A 19204-nucleotide genomic window follows, 5' to 3' on the forward strand; every position below is an offset into this window, starting at 1 on the left:
ATGCTCCTTAATCGTGTGCCAGCCAGGCCTGATGCCTGGCGAAGTGATCAGGCCGCCGGGTGCGGAGTTCCGCGGTGGCGGCGGCCAATGCGACGGTTCCGCCGGCGAGGGTCATCTGCGCGGAGACGTCCCAGCGACGGCCCGCGTGACTGTCGATCCGCGCCGTCACCGTCAGCGGCCGTTCGACCGGAACCGGGCGGTGGTAGGAGATCTGGAGCGATTTCGTGACCAGCCGGGCTTCGCGGCGCAGGGCGACTGTGTTCAGCACGTCGTCGAACACCGCCGCGGTCCAGCCGCCGTGGGCGACCTCGGGACCACCGCACCAGTGCCGAGGGCAGACGACGTCGAACGTCGTCGCGGCTTCCCCGGTGTGCGCGACCTCGATGCCGAGGCGGCACCGGTCGTCTGGGGCGCAGCCGCCGCACAGCAGTCGTCCCGACGGCGACGGGCCGATCCGGAAATCGTCCGCGCGATCACTCATGCGCGACCTTCCGCAGGGCCGCGACCACCGCGTCCGGAACGTCGATCGTGCCGCGCCGCAACGCCTCTTCGCGGCAGGCGGCGGACCGGTCGAACGGCACCCGGACAACGGGGCCGCCTTCCACGGGCCGGGTCGCCCGGATCGACGCGGCGTACTCGCTGACGCGGCGGCGATAGTCGTCCGCGTCGGTGAGCGCGGCCGGATCGACCAGCAGCACGAAGAACCCGCAGTCGGAGATGCCCGGCGGGGCCGCGGCCGCGCCGCTCATCATGCCGAGCAGCTGCACCACCATGGCCAGCCCGGAACCCTTGTGCCCGCCCCACACGCCGAACGCGCCGCCCAGCGCCGCTGCCGGGTCGAGGGTGGGCGCCCCGGAAGCGTCGAACGCCTGGCCCTCTTCGAGCTGCTCGCCGAGCCGCCCTTTCAGTACTACGTCGCCGTACATCACCGCCGAGGTGCCGATGTCCCAGATGACCGGCGTCGGCGAAGCGGGGAATCCGAACGCGATGGGGTTGGTGCCGAACCTGCCCTCGGTGCCGCCCTGCGGGGCGACGACGGCGGGCCCGCTGCCCGCGATCATTCCGGCGAGCCCGGCTGCGGCTGCCTTCTCCAGGTAATAGGAAAACATGCCGGTGTACCAGGTGTTGCGGGCGCCGACGACGGCCATTCCGTGCGCGCGGGCCTTCTCCGCCGCCAGGTCCAGGGCCCGCATGCCGACGAGGTAACCCACCTGGTCGCCGCCGTCGAGGGTGGCCGAAACCGGGGTCTCCGCGAGGACCCGGATCGGGCGCGGAGCCTCGGCTACGGCGCGGATGCGCTCCACAATGGACAGTGCGCGGGCGAGGCCGCCGAACGTCAGCCCGCGCAGTTCGCAGTCGAGTAGGTGTTCGGCGATGACGGCGGCCTCGTCCGGGGTGTGCCCGGCCTGGGTCATGGCGGCCAGGACGAGGTCGTGGGCATCGGGCAGGGGCAAGGTGGTCATGAGCCGGACTCCGCGGTCAGGGGAAGGGCGGACGGGGAAGCCGCGGGGGTGCGGGCCGCGCGGCGGGTGAGCGCGAACGCGGCGAGCGCGCTGGCGGCGGCCGCGGCCAGCAGCAGGTAGGCGGGGGAGCGGCGGTCGCCGGTCAGCTCGACCAGCGCCTGGCAGATGAACACCGCCGAACCGCCGAGGATGCCGACAGTCACGTTGTAGGAGATGCCGACGAGGCTGCCGCGCCGCCGCACGGGAACGAGCTGGACGTAGGTGATCGGCGCGACGCCAGAGTAGAACGCCGGGCCGGCCGACAGCGCCACCGTGCACACGATGATCAGCCACAGGGGAGGGGCGCTGGCCAGCGCGGCGAACAGCGGGTAGCTCACGACGAGCACCGCGAGCGAGGACGCCAGCAGCACTTTCGGCCGGCCTCGCCGGTCCGCGGCACGGCCGCCCGCGAGCACGAGGAAGATCCCGGCGAGCAGCGAGAACGCGATCACCGCGGTTGCCGCGACGGGGGACAGCCGCAGCTGGATGAGGTAGCTCTGCACGTAGGTGTAGACCATGTAGATGCCGACGATGTGCAGCACCGACACGCCGACGAGCAGGAGCACCGAGGACCATTGCCGGTCCGCCGATTGGTCCGATGCGGACGGCCTGGCGCGGGCGTCGAGGAACTCGGGCGTTTCGCCGAACCGGCTGCGCAGATAGAGGCCGATCCCGCCGATGGGAAATGCCAGCAGGAACGGCACCCGCCAGCCCCACCCGAGCATTTGCGCCGGAGTCAGCGCGGCGCTCAGCGACAGCACGACGACCGCGCCCAGCAGGAACCCGGCCAGACTGCCGACCTGCACGCGGCTCGACAGCGCACCGCGCCGGTGCGGCGGGGCGAACTCGGCGACGTAGATGATCGCGGTGGTGAACTCGCCGCCGCCGGCCAGCCCTTGCGCGAATCGCAACAGCACCAGCAGGATCGGCGCGGCGACGCCGATCGTCCCGGTCGCCGGCAGCAGGCCGATCAGTGTGCTGCCGCCGGCCATCAGCAGCAGCGATGCCACGAGCGCGGGACGGCGGCCGTGCCGGTCCGCGATCGGGCCGAACACCAAGGCCCCCGCGGGACGCGCCAGGAATGCCGAGCCGAACACCGCGAACGACGACAGCAGGCCCGCGCCGGTGCTCGCGGCCGGGAAGAACACCTTCGCCAGCACGGCGGAGAGGAACCCGTAGACGGCGTAGTCGTAGGTCTCCACGGTGTTGCCGATCGAGGCCGCGAGCGTCGTGCGTCTTGCTTCTGCCGGTGTGGTCATGACGTGCCTCTCCGTTGAGGTCGGGGCTGGCGCGGGGGCGCGGCTCAGGCCGCGAGGTGGTGGTACTGGCTGCGGAAGAACAGCAGCGGCTCCGCCGTGGTGTCGGCGGCCAGGTCGTCGACGCGGCCGAGGACGAGGTGGTGGTCGCCGGCGTCGTGCACGGCCTCGATCGTGCAGGCGATCCAGGCGACGGCCCCGTCGAGCACGGGATCGCCGTGCGGCCCGGGACGCCAGTCGACGCCGGCGAACTTGTCCCCGCCGGAGACCGCGAGCGCACGGCAGACGTCCTCCTGCCCGGCGGCGAGGACGTTGGCGCAGAACGTGCCGCGCCGGGCGAGCGCCGGGAACGTCGAGGACGTCTTGCCGGGCAGGAACGCCACCAGCGGCGGATCGAGCGAGACCGACGTGAACGACGAAACCGCCAGGCCCGCCGGCCGCCCGTCCGCGTCCCGCCCGGTGATCGCCACGACGCCGCTGGGGAAATTCCCCAAGGCGGAGCGGAATCGGGATGATGTAAGCATGCTTAGACCATATAAGCGTGCGGATACGAATGCAAGCATGCTGACGCGCATCCGCGCCCGGCGCTCTACGCTGCGGGGGTGACCGATCCCTTGCCTTACGTAGATCCGTTCGACGACGGCCGCTCGCCCGCGCGCGCGGAGACCGGCATGGACGAGGCGTCCTCCTTGATCGACGCCGTGTTCCGGTTCGAGCGCGCGGTCTCGCGGATCGGCAACGCACGGCTGCGGCGGTGGAACATGACGCTGTCGAGCTACACCGCGCTGCGGATCCTGGCCAACCGGCCGCATCTGACGCTGGCTCAGCTGTCCCGGCGGTGCTATGCCCGCCCGCAGACGATGACGCGCATCGTGACCCAGATGGAGAAGCGCGGATTCGTCGCCCGCGGCGCGCACCCGGAAAGCGAGCGTGCCCTGTCGCTCGAAGTCACCAAGGCCGGGCTTGCCGCGCTTGAGGAGATGGACTCCGAGGTGCTCCGGATCAGCGACACCCTGGGGTCGCTTCTCGGCCGGGACGAGATCGTCGCCGCCGACCGTCAGCTGCGTCAGGCCGCCCTCGTCGTCGAAGGCGAGCTGCGCGAGATGGAGCGCGGCGAAGAGTAAGCATGCTCCTTTAACGTAAGCATGCTTATACTTGGGCCATGGACCGAATGACCATGGCGCTGTACGCGCTGCGCGAGGGCAGGCCGGTGCTCGTCACCGACGCCGCCGACCGCGAGAACGAGGGCGACGTGGTGCTGGCCGCGCACACCGCGTCGGCGCACTGGGTCGCGTGGACCGTGCGGCACACCTCCGGACTGCTGTGCGCCCCGATGCCCCCGGACCGCGCGGCAGACCTCCGGCTGCCGCCGATGGTGGAGCACAACGAGGACGCGCGCGGCACCGCCTACACCGTGACCGTGGACGCGAAGACCGGCGTGACCACCGGAATCAGTGCCGCCGATCGCGCCCGCACCCTGCGACTGCTGGCCGACCCGGCGGCCGCCGCCGCGGATTTCGCCCGCCCCGGCCACGTCCTCCCGCTGCGCGCGCGACCCGGCGGCGTCCTGGAGCGACCAGGACACACCGAAGCGGCGGTCGATCTGTGCCGGCTCGCGGGCGTGCCACCGGTCGCGGCCATCGCGGAACTGGTGGCCGACGACGGGTCAATGCTCCGCGGCCCCGGAGTCGCGGACCTCGCGCGCCGGTTCGGCCTGCCCGCGCTGAGCATCGAGGATCTGATCTCCCATCGGCTGCGGAATCCGCTTCCGGCCGGTGAACAGCCGCGCGTGGCGCGAACCGCCGAAACCGAGCTCCCGACCCGGTACGGCCGCTTCCGCGCGGTGGGCTATCTGGACCTGCGCACCGGTGCCGACCATGTCGCGCTCATCTGTGGCGAACCGGGCGACGAGGCGACCGTACGCGTGCACTCCGAATGCCTGACCGGCGAATCCCTGGCCTCCGCCCGCTGCGACTGCGGCCCGCAATTGGACGCCGCCCTCGCCCGGATCAGCCGTGACGGCGGGGTGCTGGTGTATCTTCGCGGGCACGAGGGGCGGGGTATCGGACTGGCGAAAAAGCTGGCGGCGTATGAGCTTCAGGATCGCGGACTGGACACAGTGGACGCCAACCTCCGTCTGGGCGAACGGGCCGACGCGCGGGAATACGGGGCTGCCGCGGCCATCCTGCGAGATCTGGGGATCGCGCGGACGCGGGTCCTGACCAACAATCCCGGGAAGATCCGGGATTTGGAAGCGGGCGGGGTCACCGTCCTGCGGAGGCTTCCGTTGACGGTGGGTGCCACGTCGGCGAATCTTCGTTACCTGGCAGCGAAACAGCAACGCATGGGGCATCTCTTCAGCGAACGCGAGAGCTCCCGGCATTAGTCCGCCAGCGGATTCCGGGGGTTCTCCATGGCAGAACCCCGCACCCAGTCCGCTCGGCTGGACGAGCTTGGCTGCCCGTATGGACACCCGAACGCGTGCGGTCTGAGGCAGTTCCGCGGGCAGGGCTCTCCGCCGAGCGGTGCTCGGGGTGCCGAACCTCCGGTGTCGACGACCGCCTACGGCGCGCCCAGGCCGGTGCGGTCTCTGCGTCGAGTCGGGGATGCCGAGGGCACGCTGGCTGGGCGTGGACCTCGCCGCCGGGCCGCGACGTTCCCGTTCGCCGTCGTGCCGCGCTCGCCGGGACCCGTGATGTTCGCTGCGGGGTTCGTCGGCCGCGACGTCTCCCGGGGATGGCCGGTGCCGCTGCGGTCAGGTGCGGTTGAGCAGGGGCATGAAGCCGTAGTTCCTGTGCAGCTGCTGGTGGCAGTGCAGCGAGAGACCGGGCTGGCTGGCGACGAAGCCGAGGTCGAGATTTCTGGTAGTCGCCGAGCACGACGGCGGTGAGCGCGTGCGCGAACGGGATTCTGGCAGGCACCAGCGCGCATTCAAGGATGGACGATCCCGAACCGCGGGACCGCCGCATGGACACGTCCATCTACGGCAACGACGTCTACCCATGACCCGGCAGCACCCTAGACCGGACCTGGAACCGGACTCCTTCCGGGGCTTCGAGGGAGAACTCGTTCCCCCGGCCGGGCACGACGTCGACAGTCAGGTCGTTGTGCCGCCAGTGTTCGTACTGGTCGGCGCTCATCCAGTACGGCGTGCCGCCCGCCAGTTCGCCGATCAGGACGTCCGAGCGGCCCAGTCGGAATTCGCTGTGCGGGTGGCACATCGGCTCGCTTCCGTCGCCGCGGCCGCCGGTCTGCTGGACCATCAGCGGGCCGTGCCGGAGGCGCAGGCGGAGGATCAGGTCCTCGGCGGCGCGGGTGATCCGCACCCGGACGAAAGGCCCGCTCGCCGTCCCGGATTGTCCTTCCACCTTGTCCCCTTCCTCGCCGGTCGCCGTGACGGGGCTCACGATGCGCGGGGAAGGTTGGCACGGGGTTGGCGTCCGGCGTCACTCCTGCCGGGCGACGGCGAGCCGGCCGGCGGCGATGGCTCGGCGGGCGTCGTCGCGGGGGAGCGAACCGAGGGCGTGTTCGTGGATTTCCGCGTCGTACCAAGCACGTTCGCCGTAGGCCAGTGCGGGTTCCGGTGCCTCGCTGGCCAGCACCGCTTCGCGCATGGTCACTTCGAGGTGGTCTCGCCAGCGCACGATGCCGGGTGCTTCCGACTGCGGCAGCAACGGACCGCGGTACAACCGCACGGCTGTGGCCAAATCCCGGCGCTCCAACGCTTTCAGCACGTCCACCGCGTCGCATTCGATCGGCACCGTCGAGGCGTAGCGGCGGGCGGTGAGGACGCCGCCGAGCGCGTTGCGCAGGTGTGACGCCTCCGCGCGCACCGTTGTCGTGCTCACCATCCGGTCGCCGTACAGCGCTTCGCGCAGCGCGTCGAGCGAGTATCCCTCCGGCTGCAGCGCCAGCAGCGTCAGGATTTCCAGTTGCCGTGGGCGCAGGTTCAACCGGACCCCGTCGCGGACCGCGGCGGACACTCCCAGCGCTGACACCCGCAGCCCGGCGGGGGACACCGCGGGCAGCCCGGACTCGATGGCCGAGACCAGCGATCGCACCGTCGACATCGCCAGCGGATGCGAACGGTCCCAGGTACTCGACAGGTCGAGGACGCCGAGCACCTGGCCCCGCGCGTCCCGGATGGGGGCGCAGTAGCAGACCCAGCCGTGCAGCGCGGCCACCAAATGCTCGGCCGAGAACACGGCGCTCGGCCGTCCGGTGCGCAGGGCGAGCGACAGCGCGTTGGTGCCCATCGCCGTTTCGTCCCACCGTCCGCCGGGAGCGAAGTTGACCTGCTCGGCCCGCCTGCGCATGACCCGGCCGCCGCAGGTCCACAGGATCGTGCCGGTCTCGTCGGTGACCGCGGCGATGAAGCCCGCGTCGTCGGCGACGGTCCGCAGTTCGTCCTCGACGCGCCGCACCGGCTCGCGCAGCGGAGACCCGGCCCAGCGCGGCCGGACCACGCCGCCGTCGGCGACCGGTGCGCTGCCCGTCGCGGGGTCGACGGTGGGCAGCGACCTGATCCACGATTCGGTGACCTCGTGGCGGAGCATCAGGTCGCCGGAATCGGCACGGGGCGCCTGCCGCAGCCGGGGCACCACCTCCGCCCACCGCTGTTCGAGATCGATCCTGCGCCGCCGAAGCGCATCGAGTTCGTGCATGGACATCCCGACGTCGTCGTCTTGCGTGCCGGCCATCCATCCTCGCAAGCGCCCCCGCCGTGCGCACCTGTCCGATCGGACAGGTGCGCACGGCCGCGAAGGAGGGGGTGCCGCCGCCGGCGGGGGCTTACCCTGGAGAGCCCTCCGCCGGGCGGCGGAGGGGTTACCCTCGTGCAGGCATCACGCTCCTCAGCAGGTCGGGAGGTCCCGATGCTCCGACTCGCGGAAGGCGCTGCGATCACCATGGACCACGGGGCGGGCGAGGGCGGGCCGGCGGAGCTGTCCGGCCCGCAGGCCGTCGGCGCGCACCCCGCGCGAGAACCGGCGGGGCTGGCGAAGTTCCACGCCCCGGAGATCGTCTTCGGACCCGGTTCCCTGGCCGAGCTGGGCCACTGCACGCTGCGCGTCGGCGCGCGCCGCCCGTTCCTGGTCACCGACCCCGGGCTGATCGAGGCGGGCTGGGTCGACGAGGCCGTCGGGCACCTGCGGCTGGCCGGGCTGGCCCCGGTCGTCTGGCACGGCGTCACGCCCAACCCCAAGGACCACGAGATCCAGAGCGCCTTCGAGCAGTACTGCGAAAGCGGCAGCGACGTGATCGTCGGCCTCGGCGGCGGATCGTGCATCGACGCGGCGAAAGGCGTCGCGATCCTGTCCGGCAACGGCGGGCGCATCCTCGGCTACGAGGGCGTGGACAAGGTCGTGCACCCGATCCCGCCCACCGTCATGGTGCCCTCCACCTCCGGCACCGGCGCGGACGTGTCGCAGTTCGCCGTCGTCACCGACACCAGCCAGCACGTCAAGATCACCATCATCAGCCGGACGCTGGTGCCGGAGATCTCGGTGATCGACCCGCGGCTGCTGACCACGATGCCGGACCTGCTCAACGCGGCCACCGGCCTCGACGCGCTGACCCACGGCATCGAGGCGTTCGTCTCCAAGGCGCACAACCCGCTCACCGACAACCACGCGCTGCAGGCCGTCGGCCTGATCACCCGCAACCTGCTGCGCACCCAGCTCAAACCGCGCGAAGCCGAGGCGCGCACGGCGATGGCGCAGGGTGCGCTGGAGGCCGGGATGGCCTTCACCAACGCGATCCTCGGCGCCACGCACGCGATGAGCCACCAGGTGGGCGGTCTGCTCGACGCGCCGCACGGCGTGGTCAACGGAGTGCTGCTGCCGCACGTGATCCGGTTCAACGCCGCGCGCGAGCCGGAGCGGTTCGTCCCGCTCGCCGCGGCCGCCGGCATCGACACCGCGGGCCTGCCCGGGCTCGAAGCCGCGCACCTGCTCGCCGACCGCGCCCGCCGGCTCGCCGACGAGGTCGGCGTGCCGCGCGGACTGGCCGGGCTGGGCGTCACCGAGGACAAGATCCCGACGCTGGCCCGCACCACGATGAAGGACGCGTGCCTGGCGACCAACCCGCGCCAGGCCCGGGTGGAGGACATCGAGGCGCTGTTCCGGGCGGCGCTGTGAACGATCCCGAACGAACCACGGCCGACCTGGGCGTCCTGACCGGGGTGCGGTCCGGCAAACGGTCGTTCTATCCGGAGTACATCCGCTCGACCGAACGGGTTTCGCGGGCGGTCGAAGCGCTCGACGGCATCTCCCGCGCGCTCGTGCGCACCGCGGAGGGGCCGCGGGCGCTGGTCGAAGCGGTGCTCCGGGCGGCATCGGAGCACCTGCAGGCGGACTGGCTGCTGCTCGCGGTCGCGGACGGCGCGTTGCGCGCGGCGCGGCCGAGGTTCGTGCTGAACGTCGGCGGGACGATCGTCGACGACCGGGCGGACGTTCCCGAGGAGGTCCTCGAACATCTCGACGTGCTGCGGACCCGGCCGTGGGAGCTCGACGGGTGGCCGCACCGGGACGGCCTGGTCCGCGCGACGATGACGCTGGACGACGAGCCGGTCGGCGGGATCGTCGCCCGGCCCGCGCCGGGTCTGGAGATCGCCGCCACCGACGTCGCCATCCTGCGCGTGCTGGGCAACCAGGCCGCGGTCGCGCTGCACAACTCGTTCCTCTTCCACGCCGCCGCTCAGCTGCGCGGCCGCACCGAACGGCTGTCCGAGGCCGCCGAACGCCAGGCCCGCGACCTCGCCGCGCGCAGCGCCGAGCTGGCCCAGACGCAGGAACGCCTGGTCGAGGTCATGCAGCGGCAGGTGCTCGACGACGAACGGCACCGGATCGCCCGCGAACTGCACGACAGCGTGGCGCAGTCCGTGCTGGGCGCGGGCATGACGATCGAGGTCTGCCGGGCCGAACTGGCCGCGCTGGGCGGCCGGGCCGCGGAGATCGCCGGGCAGCTCGCGCCCGCCAAGGAGCTGACGAGGCAGGCGGTCGAGCGGCTGCGCGCGTCGATTTACGCGCTGCACCACACTTCCGGCGAAACGCCCGGGCCGTTGCCGGTGCTGCTGGAACGACTGTCCACTGTGCACGGACTGACCGAATTGTCGGTCCAGGTGCGGGTCGCGGGCAGTCCGGTGGCGCTGCCGCCGCGGGCGGAACAGTCGCTCGTGCGGATGGCCGGCGAGGCGTTGTTCAACGCGGCCGCGCACGGCAAGGCGGAGCGCGCGCTGGTGCGCCTGCAGTACCGGCCGGACGGCTCGGCCGTGGTGCTCAGCGTGTCCGACGACGGCGACGGCGATCCCGCGCAGATCCGCCGGGCGCTGCGGCTGACGAAGGCGGCGGACCTTTCCGGGCGGCACCGCGGCCTGGCGAACATGCTGGCCAGAGCAGAGGAACTGGGCGGGGAGCTGACGATCCGCCGCTCCCGGATGGGCGGGATCCGCCTGCAGGTCCGGGTGCCGCTGCCGGTGCCCGCGGAATGGGAGGCGCCCGATGACGGCTGAGCAGACTGTGCCCGCGGAGGCCGCCGGGCCCGTGCGGATCGTGCTCGTGGACGACCACGCGATCGTCCGGCAGGGCCTGCGCTCGCTGCTGGAGCGCGAAACCGACCTGCAGGTCGTCGGCGAGGCCGGGGCCGCGGACGAGGCGCTGGCGGTGATCGAGTCCGCCCGGCCGTCGATCGTGCTGCTGGACCTCAAGCTGTCCACCGGCGCGGACACCGAAGGGCTGGACCTGTGCGCCCGGCTCACGCGGCGCTATCCGGACCTGGGAGTGCTCGTGCTGACGACGTTCCTCGACGACGCACTGGTGGTCGACGTGGTCCACCACGGCGCGCGCGGTTACGTGGTCAAGGACGTGGACACCACCGAGCTGCTGCGTTCGATCCGCGCGGTGGCGCGCAACGAAAGCGCGTTCGATTCGCGGTCCGCGGCGGCGATGGCGCGTTCGATGCGGGTGGCCCGGGAACGCCCGTCGTTCACCGACCGGGAGCTGAACGTGCTGCGGCTGCTGGCGAACGGCCTGAGCAACCGCGTCATCGGCGGCAAGCTGTACATCTCCGAGACCACGGTGAAGTTCCACGTCCGCAACATCATGCGCAAACTCGACGCCAGCAGCCGGGCCGAAGCGGTCTACGAGGCCAGCAAAGCGGGCGTGATCTGAGACGGCCGGCCCGCCGCGGACGACACCACGCGACGGACCGGCCGGACCGGGTTCAGCCGACCAGCGGGCGGCCGAGCGGGAGCCCCTTTCCGCCGGTGGCCAGCGAGGCGACGTGGAAGAACAGGTAGACGCCGACCGCGACGAACGCGAACACGCCGATGCCGCCTGCGGTCTGCAGCGTGGCGGAGCCCTGGGCCGTGGCCGTCAGCACCAGCGCGAGCGCCACGTCGACGAGCACGAACAGCAGCGTGAACGCGAGCGGCAACCGGAGCGTGGCGAGGGTGAGCAGCACGATGGTCACCAGCCACGAGATCAGGAACAGCTCCTGCGTCGCGGTGACGTTCGCGGCCGGGACCGCGAACCAGCTGTGCAGCAGGCCGAACACCAGCACCGCGTAGCTCAGCCAGAAGCCGGAGAAGACCCCGAAGATGCCGGCGACCGCGTTCTGTCCGAGAGCGGCCGCCCACACCGCGGACACGAACTGGCCGATCCCGGTGGCGACGAGGATGATCGCCAGCGGCGCGCCGACCGCGGCGGCCGGGACGAAGCCGACCAGCGTGAGCCCGAGCGCGATCGAGCCGACGAGGAAGGTCGGCACGCCGATGAGGGCCGGATCGCCGCCGAGCGGCGAGGGCGCCGGGTCCGGTTCGGCGGCCGCGTGGGAAACGGGGACGTCGATTTCCGCTGCAGTCATCACTTCCTCCTTAGGTCGCCGCGCACCGTTGCGCGGCAGTCAGCGGGGATGCAGGATCAGCCAGCCGCCGTGGTGCTCGTGCACGCTGAACCGGCGGCCCGAGCGGACCCCGAGCCGGCGCAGCGCGGGCAGGTCGAAGACGCGGACGTGCCCGTACTCCTCGGCGGGCTCGTCCTCGAACGGCACGGCGAGCACCACCGGCCCGCGCGCCAGCCGCGTCGCCTCGCGCACGACTTCCTCGCCGACGTCCGGGTCCAGGTGCTCCAGCAGGTGCAGCAAGGTCACGGTGTCCGCGGACGCGTCCGGCAGCGGCAGCCGGGCCGCGTCGCACACGAGCGTTTCCACCGGGAGATCCCGCCGCGTCGCGTAGGCCTCGAGCAGTTGCATGGCGCCGGCCGACACGTCCGAGGCGACCACCTCGTTGCGGCCGCGTCCGGCGAGCAGCAGGGCGAAAAAACCGAAGCACGAGCCGAGGTCCAGGACGCGGCCGGGCGGCGTGAGGCGCAGCGCGTGCTCGTACACCGGCGCGAATCCGGCGATCACCGAGCGGCCGGGCAGGCGCGGCGGCTCCCGCAGGCACGCGCGGATCCGGTGGAGAGTGTTGTCGTAGAACCGCAGCCACGCTCGCATCGGATCGTCCACAGTGGACTTGACGACGCCGGTGAACGCGTGCTCGAAAACCTCGGCCCCGGACAGCCAGCCGGGTGCGAAGAGTTCGTCGGCCAGCAGCCCGGCCAGGTCGTTGTCGAGGTCCTCCGGGCGCAGCCGGTGCCGCAGTTCCACCCGGCGGCCGTCCTTGTGCAGGCTGAAGTGCTCGGTCCGGACCAGCGGCGCGGGGCCGCCCTGCCCGGCGGTTTCCCGGACCACGGCGAGCGGCCGCGCGAAGTACGCCCCGGCGAGGACGGGGGCGAGCGGGTCGAGGAAGCGGCCGGCGGTGCTCGGCGCGGTCGTCGTCATCCCAGCACGTCCTCGGCCAGCCGGAACGCCGCCCGGTCGAGTCCGGCCAGATCCGCGGCGACCTGCACGTGGTCGCAGAACTCCGCGTACGCGGGCAGATCGCATCCGCCGAGCCGCCACGAATACCGCGGTTCCGGGGTCAGCCACAGGGTTTGCCGCACGCGCCGGGTGATTTCCTCGAACACTTCGAGCTTCGGATCGTTGCCGTTGCCGCGGCCGTCCCCGAGCACCAGCAGCGTCGTGCGCCGGTTCAGCGCGGCGCTGTGGTCCTCCATCAGCTGCTCGAACGCCCGTCCGTAATCGGAATTCGCGTCGACGTCCAGCAGCCCGCCCGCGGGCAGTCCGTCGAAAACCAGGCCCAGCGCGCGTTCGAGCGGGTGCTCGGCGAACAGTTCGGTGATCTCGGCCGGTTCGTCGACGAACGCGAACGTGCGCACCTGTCCGAAAAGCGACTGCAGGCCGTGCACCAGGTGCAGGGTGAACCGGGCGGTGGCGCGCACCGACAGCGAAACGTCGGCGAGCACGAGCAGCCGGGGCTTGTCCTCGGCCCGCGTGACTGTCACCGGACGGAACGGCACGCCGTCGTAGCGCATGTTCCGCCGCATCGTGCGGGCCGGATGCACCCGGCCGCGCAACGTGTTGCGCTTGCGGCTGGTCAGCGCGCCGCGCAGGGTGTGCGCCAAGCGCCGCAACGATTCTTCCAGCTGCGCGCGCTCGCGTTCGTCGACCCGCTCGGCCCGCGCCGCCTCGACGACCCGCGTCTCCACCGCGGTTTCGGCGAGTTCGGCCAGCTTCTCCAGATGCCGCCGCAGCAGTTCCGGGAGGTCTTCCAGCACCCCGGCCAGCCCGGGCGGCAGCTGCGCGAGGTCTTCTTCCGCGTCGTTCAGCCAGCCGAGCAAGGCGTTCTCCTGGGCGACGGTCAGCTCGACGTCGAGCCGGCGCCCGGTGGCGGGCGCGAGTTTGCCCGGCACCCCGGCGTTGTGCAGCGACGAGGTTTCCAGCTGCACGCTCGGCGCGGCCGTGCCGCCGGACGCGCTGTCCTTCGAAAGCACGATCTCGTCGGTCATCGCGGCCAGGTCGATCTTGTTCGCTTCCTGGTGCAGGTTGTACTGCTGGGCCAGGTCCTGCTGGTCGAAGTAGTCCCGGATGTCGGCGGGCTTGCCGTGGCTGTGCCCCTGCTCGGGGGTTTCGGACGGCTCCGGCGAGACGGTGAACGTTTCGAGTTCGCCGGTGTCGGACAGGTCGTCGTGGCCGTGCCCGTGCCCGGTTTCTTCGCGCAGCCGCTCGATTTCCCGCAGCGAGAAGTAGGCGTCGAACGCTTCCTCGAACAGTTCGTCGTCCCGCTGGTCCTTGACCAGCGTCATCCGCAACGCCTCGCGCAGGGTGGCGCGCTCGGCGAGAACCCCGGCCTGGGCGGCCGCGCGCATCGCGTCGGTCGCCTCGGAAACCGACATGCGCAAACCGAACAGGCGCAGCAGGCGCACGAACCGGTGCAGGCTGCTCTCCACGGCCGCCGCCTCAGACCGGACGCCGTCGGGTGAACGCCTCGAACGCCCGTCCGCCCTGACCGCCGCTCGACCGCTGCGCCGGGCCGGAGCCTGGAGAGCCGTAGTAGTTCTCGTCGTGGCGGCCGGGCTGGTCCTTGGCCAGCCGCGCCGCCCGGCCTCCGTCGTCCTCGTGGTGCGAATGGCCGTCGTGGTGGCCATGCCCGTGGCCATGTCCGTGCCCGTGGCTGTGCGGCAGTTCGGCGGGCAGCTCGCGGTTCGGGTCGACCAGATCCGGCAGCACCTGCAACGCGCGCCCCAGGTCGCGTTCGTACTTCAGCACCACATTCGCCGTCTCGGCCAGGACTTCCGGCGAGAGCTCCTCGACGCCGAGCACGGCGAGCGTGCGGGCCCAGTCGATGGTTTCGGAGATGCTCGGGCTCTTGCGCAGCCGCAGCCCGCGCAGCTTCCGCACCACCTCGACGAGCGTGCGCGCGGCCGCGTCGGGCAGCCCGGTTTTCTTGGAACGCAGGATCTCCAGTTCGCGTTCAGTGTCCGGGTAGTCCAGGAACAGGTGGAGGCAACGCCGTTTCAGCGCGGCGGAAAGGTCGCGCGTGTTGTTGGACGTGAGCACCACCAGCGGCGGGACCTTCGCGACGTAGGTGCCGACCTCCGGCACCGAAACCTGGTACTCCGCAAGGCATTCGAGCAGCACCGCCTCCAGCGCCTCGTCCGCGCGGTCGACCTCGTCGATCAGCAGCACCGCCGGTTCCTCGCCGCGCACCGCGTCCAGCAGCGGCCGCGCGGCGAGGAAGTGGTCGGAGAAGAACACGCTGTCCTGCGCGTCGATCCGGGCGACCGCACTGGCCAGGTCCGGCGCGTCGGCGATCACGTCGCCGATTTTCTCGCGCAGCATCTGGATGTAGAGCAACTGCTTGCCGTAGTCCCATTCGTAGAGGGCTTTCGTCTCGTCCTGGCCCTCGTAGCACTGCAGCCGCAGCAGCCTGCGGCCGGTGACCGCGGCGAGGGTCTTGGCCAGTTCGGTCTTGCCGACGCCGGCCGGGCCCTCCAGCAGCACCGGTTTGTCCAATGCGGACATCAGGTAGACGGTGGCGGCCAGCCGGCGGTCCGCGATGTAGCCGGCGCCGGCGAACCGGTCGGCCACCTCTTCGATCGAGCCGAACCGGGCGTGGTCGGGGATTGCGGTGGGCACGTCGCCTCCGGTGCGTCGAAGTCGGGAGGAAGCGCGGCGGGGCCGGAGCGAGCCCCGCCGCGCGGGATCAGCCGAGCAGGTCGTCGAGATCGCCGTTGAGGCAGTGGTCGACGACCGGGCGGACCGTGTCGAAGGTGCACTCCTTGGCGTTGCCCGGGGTGCACGCGTCGCCGAGGACGTGGTTGGTGATGCGGTCCACGTCGGCGTCGTCGCCCTTGATCACCTTCGCCCGCTCGTAGTACTTGGTCGGACCCTGGCCCAGCCGGTTCTTCGAGTAGGAGTCCGCGGTGACGTCGGTGAACTTCTCCGGGATGCCCACGTCGCGCAGCAACCGGATGGCCGCGGCGAGCGCGGCGTCGGCGGCCTGCACGTCGGTCTTGCCGTAGGTGTCGACGCCGAGCGCCTCGGCGATGTCAGCGAACCGCTTGTACGCGGCCGGCATGTTGAACGCCCACACCCGCGGCAGCGCGATCGCGTTGTTCAGGCCGTGATGGGTGTCGTAGAACGCGCTCACCGCGTGCGAGATCGAGTGGATGATCCCGAGTCCGCCGGAGTTGAACGCCTGCGCGGCGATGTACTGGGCGTACATCATGCCCTCGCGGCCGGCCAGGTCCTGGCCGTTCCACACCGCGGCCCGCAGATTCTGGCCGGTCAGCTTGATCGCGTGCAGCGCGTTTCCCAGCGACGGCTCGAAATTCAGCCGGGACACGTACGGTTCGGAGGCGTGCGCCAGCACGTCGAAACCGCACTGTGCGGTGTAGTCGATCGGGCAGTCGTAGTAGAGAACGGGGTCGTCGATCGCCAGCGTCGTCACCGACGCGTCGTCGAACGCCACGTACTTGTGCGGATTCTCCGGATCGGTCGTGGTGTCGGTGATGACGTAGGCCCACGACGTCTCGGAACCGGTGCCCGCGGTGGTGGACACCGCGATGTGCGGCGGGTTCTTCGGGTTCTCGGATTTGTTGAAGCCCTCGAACTCGTTGACGTTGCGGCCGTCGTGCGCGACCGAGATGCGCGCGCCCTTGCAGGCGTCGTGCGAGGAACCGCCGCCGATCGAGACGAACGAATCGCACTTGTTCTCCTGGTACAGCGTCACGGCGTCCATGACGTTGTAGTCCTTGGGATTCGACTCCACCTGGTCGTACACGACGACCTCGAGACCGTGGTACTTCATCGACTCCACGATCTTGTGCACGATGTCCGTCCCGCGCAGGCCGGACGTCATGACGAGCACCTTCTTGAACCCCATCTTGAGGGCTTCCGGCCCGATCAGCTCGTGCGAGCCGGGACCGAGCAGCGCCCGCGGGAACGGGTGGAACTCCTTGATGGGAAACGGTTTCAACAGCTCATCGACCTGCATGATCGCACTGGTCCTCTCGGCACGTCCGGGCGACGTGCGTGCGGCGGGCGGCTGCTCTGGCAAGAGCACGGACAACCGGAAAGCTAGGCGCGCCATCGCGGTCCGGGAACCCGGCGCGGGCCGATCCCGGCCGACCGGAGACCCCGCTCGGCACGATCGGACGGGCCCCGCCTGCCCGATCGGCCAGGTGCGCGGTCGCGGACCCCGAGCGAGTCCGCGGTACCTGCCCGCCCGGACAGGTGCGGCGCGCCCGATCGCACGGCGAGAACCGGGCCCGCGCCGACCTATCGTCGGTCGGCGGACCAGCCCGCGCCCGAAACCCGAGGTGATGCCCGATGACGTCGATCGCGAGTACCCGCCCCGCCGCGCGCCGCCGGCTGTCGCGCCGGGAACGGGCGCACGTCGGCGGGATGGCCGCGTTCATCGCCCTGCTGCACGTCGTGGGCTGGGGCGTGCTGCTCCTGCTCGTCGTCCCCGGCCACTACCGGATCGGCGCGGGGGTGTTCGGCGTGGGAACCGGGCTGACCGCCTATCTGCTCGGGCTGCGGCACGCGTTCGACGCCGACCACATCGCCGCGATCGACAACACCACGCGCAAGCTGATCGCCGAGGGCAAACGCCCGCTCTCGGTGGGATTCTGGTTCTCGCTCGGGCATTCCACCGTGGTGGTCGTGCTGACGCTGCTGCTCGCGTCCGGGATCCGGACGCTGGGCATCGAACTGACCGACGACGGGTCGCCGCTGCGCACGTTCGGCGGCCTGATCGGCACGGTCGTGTCCGGCGGGTTCCTGTGGCTGCTCGGCATCGTCAACCTGGTCGTGCTCGCCGGGATCGTGCGCGTCTTCCGCCGGATGCGCCGGGGCGACTGCGACGAGGCGGCATTGGACACGCACCTGGAGAACCGCGGTTTCCTCGCCCGGATCCTGCGCCGGACGATGCGCGCGATCTCCGCGCCGTGGCAGATCTACCCGGTTGGCATCCTGTTCGGGCTCGGCTTCGACACGGTCAGCGAAATCGCCCTGCTTGTGCTGGCGGGCACGAGCGTGGGCGCCGGACTCCCTTGGTACGCCGTGATGTGCCTGCCGGTGCTCTTCGCGGCGGGCATGTCGCTGCTCGACACCATCGACGGCTCGTTCATGAACTACGCCTACGGCTGGGCGCTGTCGCAGCCGCTGCGCAAGGTCTACTACAACCTGACGCTCACCGGCCTGTCCGTCGCGGTCGCGCTGCTCATCGGCACCGTCGAACTGCTGTCGGTACTGGCGGAGAAGCTCGGGCTGACCGGCGGGCTCTGGGACTGGGTCGCCGGACTCGACGTGAACCGGATGGGATTCGGGATCGTCGGAGTGTTCGTCCTCGGCTGGGCGATCGCGATCGGAGTGTGGAAACTGGGGCGGCTCGAAGAGCGATGGCCGGTCCCGGCCGGTGCGGAGGCCGCTGGCGGAGAGGGATCGGATCGCCCGGGCTGAGCCGCTGGGGAAAGACGCGGGAGCCCCTGCTCGGCAAGGGCTCCCGCGTTCCGGATCAGCAGGCGTTGAGCTTCCAGTAGTCGGCGTTGTCGTTGGCGCCGGGGATGTTGGCCAGGTTCGGCACGTCCCCGTACGGCGGGACCTTGATGAGCAGCTTGTCGGGCGCGAGCACGACGTCGTTGTAGACGCAGATGGTGCGGTTGCCGTTGTTGATGATCGACGACAGCTGGTTGCGCTTGTTGCCGCTGGACGCGGGCGGGTTGTTGAAGTCCCCGGACTGCGTGCTGTTGTAGTTGAGATGCCAGCCGGTGGTGCCGCGGTTGTAGTTGGCGTCCTGGTAGAAGCAGTAGTAGCCGGCCGGGCACGGCGCGGTGGCCGCGGAGGCCGGGGCCGCGGCAAGGACGGTGCCGGCGGCGGCGCCGGCCACGGCGGCCGCGAGAGCCACTGCGGAGCGGATCGTGGGCATGTGGGTTTCTCCCCTCGAAGCGGTCGCCACCGGAGCGGGCGACCGGACGAGCACTACGCTGCCGGGATCCGTCCCCGTCTCGTCCTCGCGCTGTCCTCCCGCAGGTCAGCCCGATGAAGATCACGTCTCCGCGGAGGAGGTCCGGACCGAGCGGTGTCGGTTGGCGAGGCCGTTGCTGGCTACGCGCGCGGTCGTGCCGGTCTGGGCGAGCCACCAGTGGCCGCGATCACGGACAACCGGGTCCGGGTCGAAGGCGGCCGGACGGTCGTCGACTGGACGCCGAACAACGTCGCGCCGCACCGAGAACTCGTCGCCCGGATGCGGCGGCTGGTGCGCAAAGCGGGATACCCGTTGCTGTTCACCCAGCGCATGGGGATCGAGACCAACTCCCACATGTGCGGCACCGCGGTCGCCGGCCCCGACCCGGCGACGAGCGTCCTGGACGCCTCGTGCCGCAGCCACGACGTGGAGAACCTGTGGCTCGCCGATTCGTCGTTCTTCCCGTCCTCGGCGGCGGTCAACCCGGCACTGACGATCGCGGCGAACGCGCTCCGGATCGCGAAGTCGGTCGCCGGGACGCCCCAGGGCTTGCCCGGCCTCCTCTAGCGCGGCGGCGCGGGGAACCGCTCACGCCC

General features: G+C 71.3%; 19 protein-coding genes. 7 read left to right on the top strand and 12 right to left on the bottom strand.

All coding sequences use genetic code 11. The features are described from left to right. Positions 1 to 7: 7 nt before the first annotated feature. The 4 genes from PUT80_RS11545 to PUT80_RS11560 are packed head-to-tail and all read right to left on the bottom strand — an operon-like array spanning position 8 to position 3282. A complete protein-coding gene (locus PUT80_RS11545; protein WP_275291912.1) occupies positions 8 to 481 on the bottom strand; it encodes a PaaI family thioesterase in 474 nt (157 codons plus the stop codon). Further along, entirely contained in the window at positions 474 to 1463 is a 990-nt protein-coding gene (locus tag PUT80_RS11550) for an Ldh family oxidoreductase (RefSeq protein ID WP_275291913.1), read from the bottom strand. The genes PUT80_RS11545 and PUT80_RS11550 overlap by 8 nt, the downstream gene beginning before the upstream one ends. Beyond that, complete coding sequence (locus PUT80_RS11555) at positions 1460 to 2761, bottom strand: MFS transporter (protein WP_037814413.1); 1302 nt, start codon at positions 2759 to 2761, stop codon at positions 1460 to 1462. The genes PUT80_RS11550 and PUT80_RS11555 overlap by 4 nt, the downstream gene beginning before the upstream one ends. A 44-nt stretch (positions 2762 to 2805) precedes the next feature. After that, positions 2806 to 3282 carry a flavin reductase family protein gene (locus PUT80_RS11560; RefSeq protein WP_037814412.1) on the bottom strand — a complete coding sequence of 159 codons (477 nt, stop codon included), beginning with the start codon at positions 3280 to 3282 and terminating at the stop codon, positions 2806 to 2808. A 78-nt stretch (positions 3283 to 3360) separates the two neighbouring features. Here PUT80_RS11560 and PUT80_RS11565 point away from each other — a divergent pair, with 78 nt between their 5' ends. Together PUT80_RS11565 and ribA are read left to right on the top strand one after the other, a co-directional pair. Continuing rightward, complete coding sequence (locus tag PUT80_RS11565; RefSeq protein WP_275291914.1) at positions 3361 to 3882, top strand: MarR family transcriptional regulator; 522 nt, start codon at positions 3361 to 3363, stop codon at positions 3880 to 3882. Between the two features lie 47 nt (positions 3883 to 3929). Next, the gene (gene ribA, locus PUT80_RS11570; RefSeq protein WP_275291969.1) at positions 3930 to 5144 is read left to right on the top strand and encodes a GTP cyclohydrolase II; all 1215 of its coding nucleotides are present in this window, start codon (positions 3930 to 3932) and stop codon (positions 5142 to 5144) included. Between the two features lie 610 nt (positions 5145 to 5754). On the opposite strand, the gene PUT80_RS11575 is transcribed toward ribA, so the two are convergent. Together PUT80_RS11575 and PUT80_RS11580 are read right to left on the bottom strand one after the other, a co-directional pair. After that, positions 5755 to 6126 carry a DUF779 domain-containing protein gene (locus tag PUT80_RS11575; RefSeq protein ID WP_051173043.1) on the bottom strand — a complete coding sequence of 124 codons (372 nt, stop codon included), beginning with the start codon at positions 6124 to 6126 and terminating at the stop codon, positions 5755 to 5757. Positions 6127 to 6204: 78 nt separating this feature from the next. Further along, complete coding sequence (locus PUT80_RS11580; protein ID WP_238606674.1) at positions 6205 to 7458, bottom strand: GAF domain-containing protein; 1254 nt, start codon at positions 7456 to 7458, stop codon at positions 6205 to 6207. A gap of 174 nt (positions 7459 to 7632) precedes the next feature. Between PUT80_RS11580 and PUT80_RS11585 the strand changes: the two genes are divergently transcribed. Genes PUT80_RS11585 through PUT80_RS11595 form a run of 3 tightly spaced genes read left to right on the top strand, consistent with a single transcriptional unit; the run spans position 7633 to position 10926 of the window. After that, a complete protein-coding gene (locus tag PUT80_RS11585) occupies positions 7633 to 8895 on the top strand; it encodes an iron-containing alcohol dehydrogenase (RefSeq protein ID WP_275291915.1) in 1263 nt (420 codons plus the stop codon). Continuing rightward, positions 8892 to 10268, top strand: a complete 1377-nt coding sequence (locus tag PUT80_RS11590) for a histidine kinase (protein ID WP_134666191.1) — start codon at positions 8892 to 8894, stop codon at positions 10266 to 10268. The genes PUT80_RS11585 and PUT80_RS11590 overlap by 4 nt, the downstream gene beginning before the upstream one ends. Further along, entirely contained in the window at positions 10258 to 10926 is a 669-nt protein-coding gene (locus PUT80_RS11595; protein WP_037814409.1) for a response regulator transcription factor, read from the top strand. The genes PUT80_RS11590 and PUT80_RS11595 overlap by 11 nt, the downstream gene beginning before the upstream one ends. Positions 10927 to 10978: 52 nt before the next feature. Here the strand turns inward: PUT80_RS11595 and PUT80_RS11600 are convergent, their stop codons facing one another. The 5 genes from PUT80_RS11600 to mdo all read right to left on the bottom strand — a co-directional run bounded on the left by PUT80_RS11600 (position 10979) and on the right by mdo (position 16634). Further along, positions 10979 to 11620 (bottom strand): GPR1/FUN34/YaaH family transporter, encoded by a 642-nt coding sequence (locus tag PUT80_RS11600; RefSeq protein ID WP_275291916.1) that lies wholly within the window; start codon positions 11618 to 11620, stop codon positions 10979 to 10981. A gap of 39 nt (positions 11621 to 11659) precedes the next feature. Next, positions 11660 to 12577: a mycofactocin oligosaccharide methyltransferase MftM gene (gene mftM, locus PUT80_RS11605; RefSeq protein WP_037814406.1), complete on the bottom strand. Its 918-nt coding sequence runs from the start codon at positions 12575 to 12577 to the stop codon at positions 11660 to 11662. Then, positions 12574 to 14085, bottom strand: a complete 1512-nt coding sequence (locus PUT80_RS11610; RefSeq protein ID WP_275291917.1) for a VWA domain-containing protein — start codon at positions 14083 to 14085, stop codon at positions 12574 to 12576. Before PUT80_RS11610 ends, mftM begins: the two co-directional genes overlap by 4 nt. A 10-nt stretch (positions 14086 to 14095) precedes the next feature. Further along, positions 14096 to 15274, bottom strand: a complete 1179-nt coding sequence (locus PUT80_RS11615) for a MoxR family ATPase (protein WP_275291918.1) — start codon at positions 15272 to 15274, stop codon at positions 14096 to 14098. Positions 15275 to 15341: 67 nt separating this feature from the next. Continuing rightward, positions 15342 to 16634 carry an NDMA-dependent methanol dehydrogenase gene (gene mdo, locus PUT80_RS11620; RefSeq protein ID WP_134666197.1) on the bottom strand — a complete coding sequence of 431 codons (1293 nt, stop codon included), beginning with the start codon at positions 16632 to 16634 and terminating at the stop codon, positions 15342 to 15344. Between the two features lie 335 nt (positions 16635 to 16969). On the opposite strand from mdo, the gene PUT80_RS11625 reads away from it, so the two are divergent. Further along, positions 16970 to 18103 carry a HoxN/HupN/NixA family nickel/cobalt transporter gene (locus tag PUT80_RS11625; RefSeq protein WP_275291919.1) on the top strand — a complete coding sequence of 378 codons (1134 nt, stop codon included), beginning with the start codon at positions 16970 to 16972 and terminating at the stop codon, positions 18101 to 18103. A gap of 55 nt (positions 18104 to 18158) precedes the next feature. Here PUT80_RS11625 and PUT80_RS11630 read toward each other — a convergent pair whose 3' ends face one another. Further along, positions 18159 to 18569, bottom strand: coding sequence for a peptidase inhibitor family I36 protein (locus PUT80_RS11630; protein ID WP_037814400.1), 411 nt, complete (start codon positions 18567 to 18569; stop codon positions 18159 to 18161). A 216-nt stretch (positions 18570 to 18785) separates the two neighbouring features. Here PUT80_RS11630 and PUT80_RS11635 point away from each other — a divergent pair, with 216 nt between their 5' ends. Then, positions 18786 to 19175 (top strand): GMC family oxidoreductase, encoded by a 390-nt coding sequence (locus PUT80_RS11635; RefSeq protein ID WP_275291920.1) that lies wholly within the window; start codon positions 18786 to 18788, stop codon positions 19173 to 19175. Positions 19176 to 19204 lie beyond the last annotated feature (29 nt).

Origin of the sequence: Amycolatopsis sp. La24 (assembly GCF_029087445.1) — a bacterium.
Taxonomy (GTDB): domain Bacteria; phylum Actinomycetota; class Actinomycetes; order Mycobacteriales; family Pseudonocardiaceae; genus Amycolatopsis; species Amycolatopsis nivea.

What these genes read in the sequence shown, in the direction of transcription:
- PUT80_RS11545 (WP_275291912.1), bottom strand. Translation starts at nt 481, where the DNA reads ATGAGTGATCGCGCGGACGATTTCCGGATCGGCCCGTCGCCGTCGGGA.
- PUT80_RS11550 (WP_275291913.1), bottom strand. Translation starts at nt 1,463, where the DNA reads ATGACCACCTTGCCCCTGCCCGATGCCCACGACCTCGTCCTGGCCGCC.
- PUT80_RS11555 (WP_037814413.1), bottom strand. Translation starts at nt 2,761, where the DNA reads ATGACCACACCGGCAGAAGCAAGACGCACGACGCTCGCGGCCTCGATC.
- PUT80_RS11560 (WP_037814412.1), bottom strand. Translation starts at nt 3,282, where the DNA reads ATGCTTACATCATCCCGATTCCGCTCCGCCTTGGGGAATTTCCCCAGC.
- ribA (WP_275291969.1), top strand. Translation starts at nt 3,930, where the DNA reads ATGACCATGGCGCTGTACGCGCTGCGCGAGGGCAGGCCGGTGCTCGTC.
- PUT80_RS11580 (WP_238606674.1), bottom strand. Translation starts at nt 7,458, where the DNA reads ATGGCCGGCACGCAAGACGACGACGTCGGGATGTCCATGCACGAACTC.
- PUT80_RS11585 (WP_275291915.1), top strand. Translation starts at nt 7,633, where the DNA reads ATGCTCCGACTCGCGGAAGGCGCTGCGATCACCATGGACCACGGGGCG.
- PUT80_RS11595 (WP_037814409.1), top strand. Translation starts at nt 10,258, where the DNA reads ATGACGGCTGAGCAGACTGTGCCCGCGGAGGCCGCCGGGCCCGTGCGG.
- PUT80_RS11600 (WP_275291916.1), bottom strand. Translation starts at nt 11,620, where the DNA reads ATGACTGCAGCGGAAATCGACGTCCCCGTTTCCCACGCGGCCGCCGAA.
- mftM (WP_037814406.1), bottom strand. Translation starts at nt 12,577, where the DNA reads ATGACGACGACCGCGCCGAGCACCGCCGGCCGCTTCCTCGACCCGCTC.
- mdo (WP_134666197.1), bottom strand. Translation starts at nt 16,634, where the DNA reads ATGCAGGTCGATGAGCTGTTGAAACCGTTTCCCATCAAGGAGTTCCAC.
- PUT80_RS11625 (WP_275291919.1), top strand. Translation starts at nt 16,970, where the DNA reads ATGACGTCGATCGCGAGTACCCGCCCCGCCGCGCGCCGCCGGCTGTCG.
- PUT80_RS11630 (WP_037814400.1), bottom strand. Translation starts at nt 18,569, where the DNA reads ATGCCCACGATCCGCTCCGCAGTGGCTCTCGCGGCCGCCGTGGCCGGC.